This window comes from Stenotrophomonas sp. Steno-Z10-BAI (genome assembly GCF_056393115.1).
Genome location: NZ_JBWJOZ010000002.1, coordinates 566,959 through 583,743, shown reverse-complemented (window position 1 = coordinate 583,743; position 16,785 = coordinate 566,959). Strand labels below are relative to the sequence as shown.

General features: G+C 66.5%; 11 protein-coding genes. 4 read left to right on the top strand and 7 right to left on the bottom strand.

The annotated features are described in order from the left end of the window. Window positions 1-100: 100 nt before the first annotated feature. On the top strand, window positions 101-1,162 hold the full coding sequence (locus tag AC06E9_RS07480) for a LacI family DNA-binding transcriptional regulator (protein WP_478055920.1): 1,062 nt from the start codon (window positions 101-103) through the stop codon (window positions 1,160-1,162). Window positions 1,163-1,174: 12 nt separating this feature from the next. Here the strand turns inward: AC06E9_RS07480 and AC06E9_RS07475 are convergent, their stop codons facing one another. The 4 genes from AC06E9_RS07475 to AC06E9_RS07460 all read right to left on the bottom strand — a co-directional run bounded on the left by AC06E9_RS07475 (window position 1,175) and on the right by AC06E9_RS07460 (window position 5,540). Beyond that, on the bottom strand, window positions 1,175-1,699 hold the full coding sequence (locus tag AC06E9_RS07475; protein ID WP_478055805.1) for a GNAT family N-acetyltransferase: 525 nt from the start codon (window positions 1,697-1,699) through the stop codon (window positions 1,175-1,177). 127 nt (window positions 1,700-1,826) lie between these two features. Beyond that, window positions 1,827-2,348, bottom strand: a complete 522-nt coding sequence (locus AC06E9_RS07470; RefSeq protein ID WP_121036846.1) for a DUF6622 family protein — start codon at window positions 2,346-2,348, stop codon at window positions 1,827-1,829. A gap of 119 nt (window positions 2,349-2,467) precedes the next feature. Then, window positions 2,468-3,850, bottom strand: a complete 1,383-nt coding sequence (locus AC06E9_RS07465) for an aldehyde dehydrogenase family protein (RefSeq protein ID WP_478055804.1) — start codon at window positions 3,848-3,850, stop codon at window positions 2,468-2,470. Window positions 3,851-3,884: 34 nt separating this feature from the next. Beyond that, entirely contained in the window at window positions 3,885-5,540 is a 1,656-nt protein-coding gene (locus AC06E9_RS07460; RefSeq protein WP_478055803.1) for an acetolactate synthase large subunit, read from the bottom strand. A gap of 237 nt (window positions 5,541-5,777) precedes the next feature. Between AC06E9_RS07460 and AC06E9_RS07455 the strand changes: the two genes are divergently transcribed. Genes AC06E9_RS07455 through AC06E9_RS07445 form a run of 3 tightly spaced genes read left to right on the top strand, consistent with a single transcriptional unit; the run spans window position 5,778 to window position 13,347 of the window. Then, window positions 5,778-7,163, top strand: coding sequence for a DUF1254 domain-containing protein (locus AC06E9_RS07455; RefSeq protein WP_478055802.1), 1,386 nt, complete (start codon window positions 5,778-5,780; stop codon window positions 7,161-7,163). Window positions 7,164-7,204: 41 nt separating this feature from the next. Further along, window positions 7,205-8,692, top strand: coding sequence for a DUF1254 domain-containing protein (locus AC06E9_RS07450; protein WP_478055801.1), 1,488 nt, complete (start codon window positions 7,205-7,207; stop codon window positions 8,690-8,692). 17 nt (window positions 8,693-8,709) lie between these two features. Continuing rightward, a complete protein-coding gene (locus AC06E9_RS07445) occupies window positions 8,710-13,347 on the top strand; it encodes an autotransporter outer membrane beta-barrel domain-containing protein (RefSeq protein ID WP_478055800.1) in 4,638 nt (1,545 codons plus the stop codon). Window positions 13,348-13,426: 79 nt separating this feature from the next. On the opposite strand, the gene AC06E9_RS07440 is transcribed toward AC06E9_RS07445, so the two are convergent. The 3 genes from AC06E9_RS07440 to AC06E9_RS07430 form a co-directional block, all read right to left on the bottom strand. After that, entirely contained in the window at window positions 13,427-14,590 is a 1,164-nt protein-coding gene (locus AC06E9_RS07440; protein WP_478055799.1) for an MFS transporter, read from the bottom strand. Window positions 14,591-14,691: 101 nt separating this feature from the next. After that, on the bottom strand, window positions 14,692-15,597 hold the full coding sequence (locus AC06E9_RS07435; RefSeq protein ID WP_152153163.1) for a LysR substrate-binding domain-containing protein: 906 nt from the start codon (window positions 15,595-15,597) through the stop codon (window positions 14,692-14,694). Between the two features lie 139 nt (window positions 15,598-15,736). Beyond that, on the bottom strand, window positions 15,737-16,672 hold the full coding sequence (locus tag AC06E9_RS07430; RefSeq protein ID WP_478055798.1) for a hypothetical protein: 936 nt from the start codon (window positions 16,670-16,672) through the stop codon (window positions 15,737-15,739). Between the last annotated feature and the right edge of the window lie 113 nt (window positions 16,673-16,785).

The window sequence follows — 16,785 nt, the reverse complement described above, 5'->3', positions numbered from 1 at the left end:
TACCCCGGCCAAGTGGTAGCGCTACCATCACGTCACGGCCGCAGACTAATCATCCGGGGTCGCGCTTGTCATCATGCAGCGCAGCAAAGGAGCGTGTGTCCTGAAAAACAGCCAGAAAGTCGTGCGTCGGAAAGCCAGCGCCATCACCATCGACGACGTCGCAGCGCACGCCGGCGTGTCCGCCATGACGGTGTCGCGCGTCATCAATGGCCATGCGGGCGTGCGTGACGGTAACCGCGAGCGCGTCATGCGCAGCGTGCTGGCACTGGACTACCGCCCCAATCTTGCGGCGAGCACACTGGCCGCGGCGCAGCACACCTGCATCGCACTGATCTATACCAACCCCAGCTCCAGCTACCTGCGCGAACTGCTGGTGGGCGCACTGCGCGGCTCCACCCGGGCAGCGGCACAGCTGGTGATCGCCACCTGGGATGAACTGGGCACCCAGCAACGTCGCGAGGCAGCACGGCAATTGTCCAACAGCGTGGCGGGCGTGATTCTTCCGCCGCCGCTGTGCGAATCACAGGACATCGTCGACACCTTCGTGACCGCCGGCATTCCCGTCGTCGCCATCGCATCCAGCCAGTTCAGCGACAGGCTCTCGTGCGTGCGCATTGATGATCGCCAGGCAAGCCACGACATGGTGTCGCATCTGATCGCTTACGGGCATGCCCGCATTGGCTACATCACCGGCGATCCGAATCAGACCGCCAGCGCGCACCGCTGGCAGGGCTACCGGGACGCCTTGGCTGACGCCGGCATCGGCTACGACGACACCCTCGTCCAGCCGGGGTATTTCACCTACCGCTCCGGGCTGGAGGCGGCCGAACGGTTGTTGACGCTGCCCCAGCCGCCCAGCGCGATCTTCGCCAGCAACGATGACATGGCGTCGGCCGTGGTTTCCGTAGCGCATCGCCGCGGGTTGGAGGTGCCAGGGGATCTTTCGGTGGTGGGTTTCGACGACACCTCCGCGGCGACGATGGTGTGGCCGGAACTGACCACCCTCCATCAGCCGGTGGCCGAGATGGCGGACACCGCCGTCGATATCCTGCTGCGCGCGATCCGGCATCCCGCGTCCTCGGCGCGCGCGACCGTGGACCATGTGCTGCCCCACCAGCTGGTCACACGGGCGTCTGTCTCGAGGCCTTTGCTGGCCCTTTAGCCAGCGGCTGCCTCACAAGCGGCGGCCAAGCACCTGGCCCGGCCAACCTTCCATGTTGAAGGTCGACAGCCGCTCGTATCCGCACGATTCGTAAAAACGCACCAGGTCGCCACTGCCCCCGGCATAGCAATCCACGCGCACGTAAGCGACACCCGCGGCACGTGCCTGCTCGTCGGCGAACGCCATCAGCCGGCGGCCGATACCGCGCACGCGCGGATCGCGCGAAGCAATCAGCACGCGCACGTAGAGCTCTGGCTCGACCGCCGCGGGCACGTAAGGCATGGCGTCCCCCAACGCCAGGAACGCACGCACCTCGCCCTGTGAGGTTTCAGCCACCCACGCACCCGGGAGCGCGCAGGCGTCGGTCACCTGGGTGATACGGCGCGGAATCGATGACCACGCTTGGCTACCCCACTGCTGCGGGTTGCCGATGGCCACGAACCAGGCAATCACCTCATCGAACAAGCGCAGTACAGCGGGCGCATCGGCCACACTGGCGCGACGCATCGCCAGCGCTTCTTTTGCAGCATCCGTCACGCATACCTCTCCTGCCTGGTGGCGATATGCCACGTCCAGAAGCAGTGTGCCGCCATCGGGGGCAGACACCAAGCCTCTCGCCAGATCGACGTCGGCATCACAGAGCCGGGGCATACCCCAGGTGGCCTCAGCCCGCCGCTTCCAGCGCCGAGGGCGGCGTGGCAAGCCGCGAGGCACGCAGGTATCGCAGGTACTTCCCGATGAAGACGCCGGTGAATCCGCCCGACAGCAACAGATAGGCGGCGCGGAAGCCGACATCGAAGGTGAGCGAAGGGGAAACGGAGAGTGCGACCTCGAAGCCGTACTTCACCACAAACGTGAGCAGCAGCAGCGGCAGCAGGCTGTAGTCCGCACGCCGCCACAACCTCCCCGTGGACATGTTGACGGTGAGCGTTGCCCGTCGCAGCAGCATCCACCCAAGGCCCATGCCCGCACCGATGCCGACCAGCCATTCCGCCCACGCCTCCCAGGAGCTACCGAAGCGGTGGCCCAGCGACCAGACTCCCCAAGCGGTGAAGAGGACCGGCACGATCGCCAGCTTCGTGAGCGAGGTTTCACCGGGTTTCATGGCGCTGACGCCACGGGTGACCAGAAAGACCAGAAGCGCCCAGACCCACACAGGGGTACTCGAGATGAGGCTCAGCAGCATGTTCACAGGACGTCCTTGATGTGGGTGGGTGCCGGCGATGCAACGCCGCGCGGGAATGGGTCCATTCTCGCTTTGCACCGACCCATCACAAGTGACAGGTGTCAGGCATCAGGAAGTACTCAGCTCCTCCGCATAAGAATCATCTTTTCCTGCGACATGTCCCGCATCGTGTACGGAATCCCGCCCGTGCCATAACCCGATTCGCGGCGGCCGGCGAAAGGCATCCAGTCCGTGCGGAATGCAGTCGGATCATTGATCATCACGGCCGAGGCATCCAAGCGGTTGGCAGCGCGCATGGCGATATCGATATCCTGCGCGAACACGCTGGCCTGGAAGGCGGTGGGCAAGTCGTTGGCGCGAGCAATCGCCTCGTCGAGGTCCGCGAAGCGATACACCGCCACCACCGGCCCGAACACTTCCAGCGTGGTTACCCGAGCGTCGCTGGCTGGATCGAGCAATACGGTGGGCTGCAACATCGTCTCGGAGAGGCGCTTGCCGCCGGTGGCAAGCTGCGCGCCGCCACGAACGGCCTCATCAATCCACTCGGCCACGCGGTCGGCCTCGCGCGGCTGGATCAGCGGGCCCACCTCGGTGTCCTTCAGGGTGGGGTCGCCGGTACGCAGCTGCTCGACCCGGGCGACGAGGGCCTGGGTGAAGTCGTCGGCAATGTCGTTGTGGACGAAGATGCGCTGTGTGGACACGCAGACCTGGCCGGCATGGTAGTAGCCGCCCTTGACGATCGGCTCGATGATCCTGGCCAGGTCAGCGCTGCGATCGACGAGGGCGGGCGCAGCCCCGCCATGTTCCAGCGCCGAACGTGCGCCATGTGCCAGCTTGGCGTGCAGCGACCACCCTACCCTCGCCGAACCGATGAAGCTCAGGAAGGCAATGCGTCTGTCGGTCGCCAGCGCCTCGGCCAGGTCGTTGCCGTCCGGGAGGAAACTCTGGCACCACGGTTCGGGCAGCCCGGCCTCATGCACCATTGCCACGAATTCCAGGCAGGACAGCGGCGTTGCCGAGGCGGGCTTGATGATGACCGGACAACCCACCGCGATGGCCGGCGCGACCTGATGGACGATCAGGTTGAGCGGGTGATTGAACGCCGAGATGGCCGCCACGATGCCGATGGGCTCCCGGGTCGTGAACGCCCAGCGGCCCTCGGACGCTGCCGAAAGACCCATCGGGATTTCGCGGCCGGCAAAGTTGCGCAGCTCGTCGGCCGCGTTGTGGACGCCATCAATCGCACGTGTGGTCTCGATGATCGCATCCGGGAGCGGTTTGCCGCCCTCGCGTGCAATCTGCAGGGCGAGGTGATCGCGCTTGGCGTCCATCAGGGCGGCAAGCCTGCGCAGGATGGCGATGCGCTGGTGCGGGGCGAGCCAGCCGTCGCGGTCCTTGAAGACCCGCTCGGCGGCGTCGAGCTTGCGCTCCAGCGCTGCGGCAGTGTCGAACCCGATCTCGGCGATGGGCGCGCGGTCAAAGGCCTGTAAGACGGTCAACATCTTGAGCTCCTCTGGGAAGGATCAGCAGTGGCGATCATGCGCAGCCCACATCCGGCGCGCGGTTGCGCAGCTCATCCACCAGCACGCGGGTGTTCTCGGCATAGTCGATCGGCACATCCAGCACGTGGACGCCGCCGCCAGCGAAGGCGCCTTCGATCATGGGCACCAGGTCGCTTACCGCGGTCACCCGGCTCCCTTTGGCGCCATAGGCCTCGGCATACTTCACGAAATCCGGATTGCCAAAGCGCATCCCAAAATCCTCGAAGCCATCCACGGCCTGCTTCCAGCGGATCATGCCGTAGGCGCTGTCGTTGAGGATCACCACCACCAGGTTGAGTCCCAGCCGCACGGCGGTTTCCATCTCCTGCGAATTCATCATGAAGCCGCCGTCACCGCACACGGCCATGACGCGGCGTTTCGGGTACAGCATCGCGGCCATCATGGCCGACGGCAGCCCAGCGCCCATCGTGGCGAGCGCGTTGTCGAGCAGCAATGTATTGGCGACATGCGTGCGGTAGTTCCGCGCGAACCAGATCTTGTACATGCCGTTGTCGAGACAGACGATGCCATCCTCCGGCATGGCCTCGCGCACGTCATGCACGACCCGTTGCGGCGTGATCGGGAAGCGGTCCTCCTCGGCACGGTCATTGAGGCGGGCCAGGATCTTCTGGCGCAGCTCGATCATGCCTTCGTCAGTCGCCAAGCGGCCTTCCAGCCGCCCGGCCAGGGCATCCACCGAGGCACCGATGTCGCCCAGAACCTCGATATCGGGGTGATACACCTGCTCCACCGTGGCGGACTGGAAGCTGATATGGATGACCTTGGGCCCGCCGCCGCTCTTCATCAGGAAGGGTGGCTTTTCGACCGTGTCATGGCCGATGGCGATGATCAGATCGGCGCGGGCAACCGCTTCGTGGACATAGTCGCCCTCGGAGAGCGCGGCCGTTCCCATGTACAGGTTGGAGCCGCCGGTGACGGCGCCCTTGCCCATCTGCGTGTTGAAGAACGGCAGGCCGGTCCGCGCGACGAACGCGGAAAGCGCCTCGGCGAGCCACGGGCGGCTTCCTGCCGCACCGATCATCACCAGCGGCCGTTTGGCGGCCAGGATGGCCGCCTCTGCGCGGTCGAGCGCGGCAGACGGTGCGATCGGACGCTCCAGTGGATGGGCCGGGATGACGGGAATATCCTCCACCTCCTCGCCGGCGACATCTTCCGGGAGCTCCAGATGCACTGGCCCGGGGCGCTCTTCCATGGCCACGCGGAAGGCATCGCGCACCGTGGCCGGAATCGCGGCCGGGCTGACGATCTGACGCGTCATTTTCGTGAGCGGCTTCATCGAGGCCACGATATCCACGATCTGGAACCGTGCCTGCTTGGCGCTCATCACCGGCTTCTGCCCCGTGATGAGAATCATCGGCCACGCGCCGAGGTGGGCATAGGCGGCGCCGGTGGAGAAATTCAGCGCGCCCGGGCCGAGCGTGGCCAGACAGACCCCGGGCCTGCCAGTGAGCCGGCCGTGGGTGGCGGCCATGAACGCGGCCGCCTGCTCGTGGCGGGTAAGCACCAGCTCGATATGCGAGGTCCGGAGCGACTCGAGGAAGTCCAGATTCTCCTCGCCCGGGACACCAAAGATGCGGTCGACGCCTTCGTTCTCCAGCGCCTTGACCAGTAGATCCGAGCCCTTCTGCATTGCTTCGATCCTTGCGGTGAAGTCAGGATCACTATACCCGGGCGGATGTCAGCGCTGCGTCGCCTGTCTGCGGGATGCTGTGCCCCGCGGGTGCCGGTAGTTTTACTGCCCTCATCCCGCATGTATTGCGGTTGAGCGGGTAGAGCGCTGTTGCCAGACTCGAGTGACACCCGGTGCCCGCCATGCGTGGCGCCACCAGGTCGCGTCCCGGCAGGCTGCCCTCGCAGGTAAGGTCCCATGACCACACAACGTGACACGCTTCAGCGTGTGGAGTCCCGCATAGGGACCCTGCAGTTCACTCACGATTTCGCCAACGGCTATCCCACCGAAGACACGCTGGAGACCCTGTTCAACGCGCGCGATTTCCAGCGCGCCTGCCAAGCGTATCTCTGGGCCCTGCCCGCCGCTTCGTTCGTGGCATGGCAGGAGGGTGTGCTCGGGTTGGGAGCCGGCAATGGGCAGATCGCCGCGTTCCTCACCTACGAGGCGCGCAAGGGCATCCTGACCGCCAACGCCACCACGCCCTACTACATCGGATTTGCGGATCTGTCCGATGGGCCGCTGATCATGGAGATGCCCGATGGCGTGCGTGGCGGCATCATCGATGCCTGGCAGCGCAGCCTGCCCGGCACGGAAAAGGCGGGGCGCTACCTGTTGGTCGCGCCTGGCGCCGGCACGCCAGAAGAAACGGGGGGGCTGGAGGTGCGGGTATCGCCGACCATGAACATCATGATCGGGGTTCGTCTCACCACCACCGATCCAGCCAAGATGAGCGCCGCCCTTGCCGCGATCAAGGTCTATCCCTACGCCCAGCGCAATGCCCCGCCCGCGTCCACGATATTCGATGCCGGCGATACAGCGTGGAGCGCGACGCCGTCGCGTGGCATGGGGTACTGGGCACTGGTCAACAAGGTATTGCAGCGCGAGCCGGCGCAGGAGCGGGATACCTTCTTCTGGGCGATGCTGCGCCCGCTGGGATTCGAACGGGGCGCGCCATTTGCGCCGGATGAACGCCAGGCCCAGCTGCTTACCGAGGCTGCACTGGTGGGCGAAGCCATGGCCAAGGCCAATACGGCCGATCGCCGCTTCGCCGACGTGAAGTACCGGCCGGGCGTGCGGTGGGATTTCGCACTGCAGTTGGATGCCGACAATCCCGATGCGTTCTGGAACCTGCTCGACGAGCGTGCGGCCTGGTTCTACGAGGCCGTCAGCGCCGGGCCGGACATGGCTCCGAAGCGCCCTGGCCCCTCGTCGGCTTACCTGGGCGCCTACCGTGACAGCACCGGCGAATGGCTGGATGGCGGGCGATCATATCGGCTGCGGGTGCCGCCGGATCCGCCGGTGGGCCTGTTCTGGTCGGTGACGGTGTACGACGTGGATACCCGCGCGCTCATTCTCAATGAGGCGAAGGTTGCCGACCGTTCGTCACGGATGCCGCTGAAGACGAATGCCGATGGATCGGTCGATATCTTCTGCGGGCCGCACGCGCCTGCCGGCTTCGAACAGAACTGGATTCCTACCGTGGCTGGCCGGAACTGGTTCGCCTACTTCCGGCTTTACGAGCCGCAGCAGCCCTACTTCGACCGCACCTGGCCGCTCCCGGACTTTGAACCGGTGGCCTGAGCTGCGCCGTGGCGAGCACCCCCCCTTGCAGAGGATCCACCATGCGTGAGCAGCCCCGGCTTTTCGGCATCGCACTAATCTGCATGCTCATCGCATCGTGCAGCCGTACACCTACTGCGCCCGAGCCCGGCACCGTCGCGGCGCCGGCGCCCACGAGCGCGATCGAGCCTGCAGATGCGCCCCCCACCCCGTCGGCCTCACAGTGGGTTGAGCATCGCGCGGCCGAGGCCGTGATCTGGGGGATGCCGGCGGTCAACTACGACCTGATGCGCCAGCAGATGCTGGACAAGACGCCAGGCAAGGTGAACCAGGTGATCTACTGGGGGCGTCCTCTCGACTGGCACAACCAGACGCTCACGCCCAATCCGGACACCATCTATTTCATGGCCTTCCTCGATACCAAGGAGGAAGGCCCCATGGTGCTGGATATCCCGCCAGCAGGTCCGGCGGGGTCGATCAACGCCAATATCGTCAATGCCTGGCAGGTTCCGCTGGAAGACGCCGGTGCGCATGGCATCGATGAAGGCAAAGGCATTCGCTTCGTCATTGTTCCGCCAGGCCACACCGGGAAAGTGCCTCCGGGCTTCCAGGTGCTGGAGCCGGGCACGTTCGGCAGTTATGCACTGATCCGCTCGACGCTGACCAGCCATTCCGATACGGATGTGGCCAGCTCCGTGTCGTATGGAAAGCAGGTCCGCGTCTACCCGCTTTCGCAGGCTGCGAACGCACCCGCCACTGTGTTCACCGATGTGGCCGGCATCGACTTCGATTCCACCATCCGCTACGACGAGACCTTCTTCCAGAATCTGGATCGCATCGTGCAGGAAGAGCCGTGGCTGCCCCGCGACAGCCTGATGATCGATCAACTACGGAGCCTGGGCATCGAGAAAGGTAGACCCCAGGCACCCAGCCCCGAGATACGCCCCGCGCTGGTAGCCGGTATCAAGCAGGCGCAGCAACGGCTGGCGGCCACCTATGACAAGGGGTTTCCAGCGTTCTATGAGGGCACCCACTGGACGCTGCCCGCATATCCACTGCTGATCAAATCCGCACAGGCCGGGTTCACCGAGCCTGACGCCTATCCCGTGGACGCTCGCGGCCTTGCCTACACCTACGCCTACATCGGCATCAAACGCATGGGCGCGGGGCAGTTCTACATGATCGCGCTCAAAGACAGCACGGGAGCCGCACTGGATGGGAGCCGCACCTATCGCCTGCACGTACCGGCAAACGTGCCAGTGGAACAGTACTGGTCCGTAACTGCCTACGACCGGCAGACGCATGCGCTGATACGGGAGATGCCGCGCGCCAGTCGCGCCTCCAACATCGCGGACCTGGCCAGGAATCCGGATGGTTCGGTGGATCTGTACTTCGGGCCCGTCGCCCCCCAGGGCAAGGACGCCAACTGGATTCCTACAGCGCCGCAGCGCGGCTTCGAAGTCATGTTCCGCGCGTATGGACCGACAAAACAATTCATGGATAAAACGTGGAAACTTCCCGATCTGGTCGCCGAGCAGCATCCGGCGTGACGTGTGCGGGTACGTTCGTGTCACCGCAATCTATCCGCGGCAGCCTGCTCGTGGTCGGTCTGGCGGCCGCGGCGCCCTGGTCCGCACTGGCGCAGAGCGTGGACGCCGCCAGCTGCATTACGGTGCCGGCCACCGTACCCGCCCAGCAGGTCCGTGCGAACGGTACGGTCCAGACCGTCGCAAGCGGCACGTACGCGCCGACCACCGCCGGTGCACCGGCCTTCTATGCCGCCAATGCCGGCGTGATCAACGCTACCGGCGCGGTGGCGTTGATCACCAGTGCCGCCAACACGGCCACGGTCTGCTCGACCAACGCGGGCGCGGTCAACTTCCTGGCGGCTGGCTCCACCGTCAGCCGACTGGGCGCCGGAGGGCCTGCTGCCCGCCTGGAGGCAGGCACCACGCTGACCTCGAACGGCACGCGCTTCTACACGTCCCTGGCCAACAGCGAAGGCCTCCAGGTAGCGGGCGGCAGTTTCGCCGGCAGCGGCGATGTCATTGCCACCGGAATACTGCTCGGGACGCAACCCGGCAACCCCGCCACCTACGGCCTGCCGGTGGATGCCAGCGGCAATCTCCTCACCGATCCCAGCGCTTACGTGGGCAAGGCCGCAACGGCGGCCCACGGCATCAGTGCCATTGACGGCACCGTCCGGTTGAATGTGGACAGCGCCGGCATTCCCACGGGTGGCACCACATCGATCCATATCCTGGGCGCCGGCGCCGGTGCAACCAATGGCAGCCACGGGTTGCTCGGCGCCAGCGGCGCGCAGTTCGACGTGCACGCGGTGAACATCCTCACCCGAGGCAACAACAACAGTGGTGGACGCTTTGCCACCGGTTCGCGCCTCCAGGCATCCCAGCTGTCCATCGATACCACCGGCACCGGCGCGACCGGCCTGGTGTTCGCTGATGCGCAAGGCATCATGTCCGGGCTGACCATCAACGCCACCGGCACCACCGCACACGGGCTGTCGGCCGCTGGCGCCTCCCAGGTGCAGGTTGATGGGCTGGACATCCGCGTGGCCGGGCAGAATGCGCACGGCGTGCTGGCCGGGGGCGGCAGCACGGTCACACTGGCAGGTGCGCCGGGTATCGTCATTGCTGCGGGACAGACCGGCAATGCGCTGCGCGCCGAAGGCAGTGGCAGCGCGCTCACGGCAAACGGGCTGCGCCTCTCAACGCTGCTCAACGGCGCCATCGGTGCCCATGCGCTGACCTCAGCCACGCTCACGCTCAGCGGCAGTGCGATCTACACCTCCGGCATTGCCGGTGGCAATGCGGCGGTTGGTCTGCAGGCGGCCAGCGGCGGCACGGTGCTCAGCCAAGGCAATGTCCTGCTCACGGGCGTACAGCTCGGTACGGATCCTTCCGCGGCCAGCTATGGCCTGCCGGTGGATGCCGGTGGCACTGTCACGACCGATCCGGCCGCCTATGTGGCCACCGGCACCACCGGCGCAAATGGTGCGCAGGTGTCGTCCAGCGGCGGCACGCTGCGCCTGGACGTGGCCGCCGACGGCTCGCCGCTGGCCACCGCCACGCGCATCGAAACGTTTGGCAACAACAGCACCGGCGTACTCGTGGCCCAGGCCGCCTCGGCGACATCGCGGCTGCAGGCGGCCAACACGGTGATCACCACGCACGGCATCAATGCCAATGCCGTACTGGTCCAGGGCACGGCCGGCACCACCGGACCGCAGGCCACGTTGCTGCGCCTGGATACACGCACCACGGATCTCAATGCCAACGGCGTGTATGGCCAGGCTGGCGCGCAGATCAACGTGACCGACAGTACCCTGACCACCTCGGGAGGCGGCGGCGGCATCCGTGCCGATGGCGCGGCAACCCGCATCACCGCGCGCAATCTCTATATTGGCGGCGGTGGCGCGGGTGGCATCGGCCTGAACGCGACGGGCGGCACCATCGACAGCGCCGGCTCCACCATCATCAATGCCGGCCGCCCCGGGATGACACTCAACGCCAGCGGTGGCACGGCTGGCACGCTGATCTCCAGCGGCGACACCCTCCACACGGGCGTGCTGCTGGGAACGGATCTGGCGCTGCCGACGTTTGGGCGGCCGGTGGATGCCGGCGGCAATGCGGTGACCGATCCCGCCGGATTCGTCCCCTCGGGCATCTCCGGGCATGGGGTATACGTGGGCACGGCCGGCGGCCGGGTCTGGATGAACGTCACTCCGGTGACGGGTCAGGCCGACGGCGCACGCAGCAGCATCACCACGCTGGGCAACGCCAGCGAAGGCTTCAACATCCAGGGCGTGGATACGATCGCGACCCTGGCCAATGTGAGTGTCTCCACACGCGGCACCGATTCCATCGGCGCACGCGCGGCGGGGGCCGGGCAGATCCGTACGAGCGGCATGACCGTCACCACCAGCGGGTTGCATGGCTACGGGCTGGCTGCGTATGCCGACAGTCTGCTGACCGCGACGGCAAGCACCATCGTCACCACCGGCGTGCAGGCACACGGACTGATTGCCTGGGCCGACAATGGGCGCCTGCTGCTGGGCGGCGGCAGCCGCGTGACGACCCGTGGTGCGCTGGCCCACGCTGCGGTGGCATGGAACGGCGGGCGGTTGGACGTAGCGGATACCACGCTGGCCACGACCGGTCCCGGCGCGGCGGCGTTGCTGGTCCGCGGCGATCCCGCCCCCGCGTCGGCCTTCGTTACGCAGTCCACGCTCTCCGGGGCGGACGGCCCCGGCGTGGGCGCCATTGGCGCGGCGCAGATCGGCCTGACCGGCGCGACGGTAGGCGGGCGCGATCTATGGCTGAAGGTCGGTGCCATCGCCGATTTCGATGGGCTCGATGCGGCGGTCCCGGTGCTCCCGCCAGACCTGCCGCCGGATGATCCGGCAGCGCCCTTGGCGATGGCGATGGCGGTGCCGATGCAGATGCCGCTGTTGCCGGCCGCCGACACCCCGACCATTGCCAGCATCGCCGCGACCGCCAGCGTGCTCACCGGCGCCGCGATCACCCTGCCCGGCAGCCTCTCCAATGTGGCGCTGCACGACACGCTGTGGAATCTGACCGGCAGCTCCACGCTCACCACGCTGCTCAATGATCGCAGCCGGATCGCGTTCGCGGTGCCTGGCGGAGATCCCGCCCAAGGGGCCAGCTACAAAACCCTGACCGTGTCGCGCTACAGCGGCAATGGCACGCTCGCGCTGAACACCTGGCTGGGTGACGATGCCTCCCCTTCGGATCAGCTGGTCGTGGTGGACGGCAGCAGCAGCGGCCCCGGCGCATTGGAGATCCGCAACAGTGGCGGCCGGGGCGACCTTACGCTGGCCGATGGCATCGGCGTGGTGCAGACAATCAACGCCACCAGCACGGCGGACAATTTTGCGTTGTCCGCGCCGGTCGTGGCCGGCCCCTACGAGTATTTCCTGTACCGCGGCGGTGCAGCCACGCTCTCCGGCCCGGACGTGGAGAACAGCTGGTACCTGCGCTCGGTGATCGATTGCGCCAGCCCGGGCGCACCGGCACCCGCCTGCCCCAGCCCGCCGCCCGAGCCGCCCCAGCCACCACCGGAGCCACCGCCCACACCGCCCACACCGCCTACACCGCCTACACCGCCCACCCCGGCGCCGCCCCCGGCCTATCGCCAGGAGGTGTCGCTGATCGCAGCCGCACCCGCGATGGCCCAGGTGTACGGCCGCACCCTGATCGATACCCTGCACGAACGGGTCGGCGACGAGCAGCTGCTGCACCAGCGCGGCGACCTGGAGACCGGACGCAGTGGATTCAATGGCGCGTGGATGCGCTATCTCGGCCACGACGGCGAACATGATGGTGGCCGACGCGGCGTCTATGGCGATCGCGGCCCCGACTTCGACTACCGCTTCGATGCGTTGCAGATCGGCACCGACCTCTACCGGCGCGTGGATGCCGATGACCTGCGCCGCCGCCATGCCGGTTTCTACCTCGCCTATGGCAAAGGCAAGGGCGAGGTGCGGCACAACCTCCTGGATTACCGCTTCCATGCCGGCACGAACCGGTTCAAGGCCGGCTCGGTCGGCGGCTACTGGACAGCGTTCTCCGCCAAAGGCGCCTATATCGACGCCGTGGCCCAGTACACGTGGTATGACATGCGCCTGCAGTCCCCGCGCACGTCCGACAGTTTTGTCGACGCCGATGGGCTGGCGCTGTCGCTGGAAGGCGGCTGGCCGTTCATCCTCAACGAGGGCGACGGGTCCTCCGGAGAGGATGGGCGTTGGCGTCTGGAGCCGCAGGCGCAGGTGATCTGGCAGCAGATCGACGTCGACGACCTCGATGATCACACCGCGCAGGTGCACTTCAGCGACGGCGACTCGCTGGTGGGGCGCATCGGCGCGCGATTGAATCGCACCGGGCAGCACGAGACCGCGCAGGGTGAGGCCCGCAGCAGCAATGCCTGGCTGCGCGCCAACGTGTGGCATGAGTTCCGGGGCACGCCCCGCGCCGCGTTCGCCACCAACAGCGGCTACGTGCCGTTCGCCGTCGACATGGGCGGCTCATGGGGCGAAGTGGGCATCGGCGGGACCTGGCAGGTCACCCAGACCGGCTACCTGTATGCCGATATCGACTACAGCTGGAGTTTCAACGGCGACGAGACCGCGTGGAACGGCAAGCTGGGCATGCGCTGGAACTGGTAGAAGCGGTGATTCCCACCGGGCAGCTGCAATCCTCTCGTCGCCATTTCTCGGACATCAAGGATGGGCGCGCCAGTACACCTTATGAGTGTCTGCGGCGAGCAAGGCGATACAACACGGTGCCCGCCAGTACCGCGGCCACGGCCCCTGTCAGCGGTACCGATGCCAACGTTGCATAGCTGATCGTAAGGCTGCCCATGGCGCCCCCAAGCGCGGTGCCCAGGTTGAAGGAGGCGATGTTCAACCCCGCCGCCACCGGGCTGTAGGCGGGAATCAAGCGCTGCGCCTGCTTGAGCAGACGCAGTGTCAGCAGGGTCACGATGCAGAAGAAACAGATGCCCAGCGTACCGATCAGCAGCATCATCATGGCCGGCGTGCTGGCGAACACGTAGAGCCCGAGCAGATTCAACGCCAACGCGACCAGCGCCACCTGAAGGCTGCGCTCCCCGTCCATCGCATCGCCCAGCGCGCCCCCGAGCAGATTGCCTGCGATCGCACAGACGCCGAACAACAGCATGCCCAGGCTCAGCCACTGCACGCCCACACCGGTGATCTGCTGCAGGTACGGCGAGACGAAGGTGAAGAACGAGAACGTCGCGACGCTCACCAGCGCGCCGATCCCGGCCGTCGCCAGCAGCTGGGGATGGATGATGGCCTGGATGCCCTTCCATGCGCCGCCGCGGGACGAGGCCGAGCGGGCAGCCCCCCTCGGCATGCACAACGCCAGGCCCAGCATGCCGACCACGCTGAGGACGCCGATGGGCAGGAAGACCACGCGCCACGACCAGAGACTGCCCAGGTACGTGCCGATCGGAACGCCGAACGCCAGCGCGAGGGTCAACCCGATCCACACAACCGACAGCGCCCGGCCGGATCGCTGCGGGTCCACGAGCCGGGTCGCCGCGTCGGAGGCGACCGCCATGAAGACCCCGTGGCCGAGGCCGACCACGAAGCGGATGGCCAGCAGTGTGATCAGATTGGGCGAGGCGCTCATCAGCAGGCTGCCCAGCCCGAGCAATGCCGTGGCCAGCAGCAGGATCTGCCGGTCCCGCCAGTGCGCGACCAGGGCGGTGATGAACGGTGCGCCGATGGCCGCGCCCAGTGCATAGGCGGCAATGGCCGTGCCGACGAGGGATATCCGCGCCCCCAGGTCATCGGCAATCGTGGTCAGCAATCCGGCAACCACGAACTCGGAGAGCCCGAACGCGAACGCGCACAGGGAAAACACATAGATAGCAGCAGGCATCGCAGGTCCTATACAGCAGAGCTGCGCAAGCCTAGTGCCTCGCCCTGTGCGGGTGAAGGACGGTTTACATACCGCAGCAAGACGCCGCGCGTCCTGTCACCTCAAGGCAGAGTAAGGGTCTGCAGGACTGCCTGTATCAACCGGTCGCGGATCGCTGAGGTCCGGGTCTCGTTCCACGCCATGAACAGGTCCAGCCGTGACACGTCCTCGGCCGCATCCACCTGGAGCGGCCGGAACACAACGTCCTCGCGCGTTTCCGTCGCCAGCGAAGCGGGCAGCAGCGCGATACCGAACCCCGCAGCCACCAATGCAATCAAGGTCTGCATCTGCCGGCCGTGCTGCACGATGTCGGGCACGAACCCGGCTGTCTGGCACAGGCCGATCAGCTGGTCATGAAATCCTTTGCCGAGTGTCCGGGGCGAGGCGACGAACGCTTCGTTGCTGAGCAATGCCAGGTCGATGCGCGCCTTCGCCGCCAGCGGATGACCGGCCGGCAGCGCGACGCAGATCCGTTCGCTCAGCAGCCTTTGCATGCGCAGGTGCGGCGTCGTGGTGCCCGGTGTCCGCATGAAGCCGATATCCACCTCTCCCTGCTCCAGGGCGTTGACCTGCTCCTGGGTGGTGGCCTCCCGCATCGTGAAGGCGATGCCCGGGTTGCGCTCTCGAAAGTGGCGCAGCGCCTGCAGCAACGAGGCATATGGGGCGATGTTGATGAAAGCCAGGGTCAGATGGCCCTCCATGCCCTGGGCCACGCGGCGCGTCTGCGCTACGCCCTCCTCCAGCGACTGCACGGTACGGCGCGCGGTTTCAAGAAAGGCAGCGCCCGCCGGTGTCAACGCGACGCTGCGAGGGGTGCGCTCGAACAACGGCGCTCCGACGGCGGCCTCCAGCTTGCGGATGGCCTGGCTCAGCGGCGGCTGCGCCATGTGCAGCCGCTCGGCGGCGCGATTGAAGTGCAGCTCCTCGGCCACGGCAATGAACTGTTGGAGCAGGCGGGTCTCTATCACTGAAACACCAGACCTCTTGAATACCGGGATTGAGGGTGTTCAACATACCAAATCGCTACATTGGCCAGAACGCGCCTGCGGGAGGGGCTGGTCATGATGCTGCTGCTCGTCAGCCATCATCGACGAGGGCCGGACAGCGTTACTTCGGGGCGTCGCGCTCCGTCGCGTCCGCTTCGATCAGCTCCCGGCGCTGGGCCTCGATCCAGGCATCCCCGGCGGCACGTGCCTGGGCATCCCGTTCCTTGTTCTGCCGCTCGATTTCCTGATACTCCGCCCATACCTCGGGCGTGATCGTGTCGAGTCGATGGTCCGAACGCAGCGCGATCGAGGGAGAGGCGCCCGTGGAGACCGTGAAGTTGTCGAACAGCCATTGCCGTCGCTGCTCGGGCGGGGCATGCAGCAGGTCGGGTTCCGCATAGGTCTGCATCGGCAGGGTCTGCTCGGCGAGCGGGGTATCCGAAGAAATCCGTGCCAGCCTGACGACGAGGCGCTCATGGTCCCGGTCCTTCCGGTACAGGGCAACGGTGTCGCCGTCGATCCACAGCGCGTACCAGTACCCCGCGATGGGACGGACCTGGAAGGGCCGCTCACGGACCAGGATCAGATCGCCGGGATCTCTGTAAAGCGCCCGCCAGCCCGGCGCTGCCGGGCGGAGGCTGCAGTCGGCGGTCCCTTTCATGATCGTGTCCAGCGTCGGCGTGCCATTGCGTGCGACGAGCCGCGTCGCCCAGCAGCGTGACCCGTCACGGTTATGCGAGGCGATCAGCACCGCGTCTTCGTCCAGCACCACGGCATCGGTATGCACGAACTGATCGCCCGCCGCTTCAGGATCCTGCAGGAGCGCCGAGAATCCTTGGTCGGACAGCCTGTTGCCGTCTACGTACAGCACGTACGTCGTGTAGTGCTGATACTTGCTGACGTTGATGTCCAGTCGGCTTTCGGTCACGGCCACGACCTTCAGCGTGTCCGAGGAAAGCACGGTTTCCCTGTTGGTCCGGGCACATGCCGTCAACAGCGGCGCCGCACACACCAGCAGTGCGGCGGAACGCAGGAGGGAATCCAGTCTGAAACGCATCGCGCTGCGGCCTGCGGGTGTGGGGCGGACCCGTGCAAGCATATCTGCTTCGGCGACGCGTATCGGCCCGCGTTGCAGGCCTTCGTAGCGTTGTCGGCCAGCGCGGCACCGGG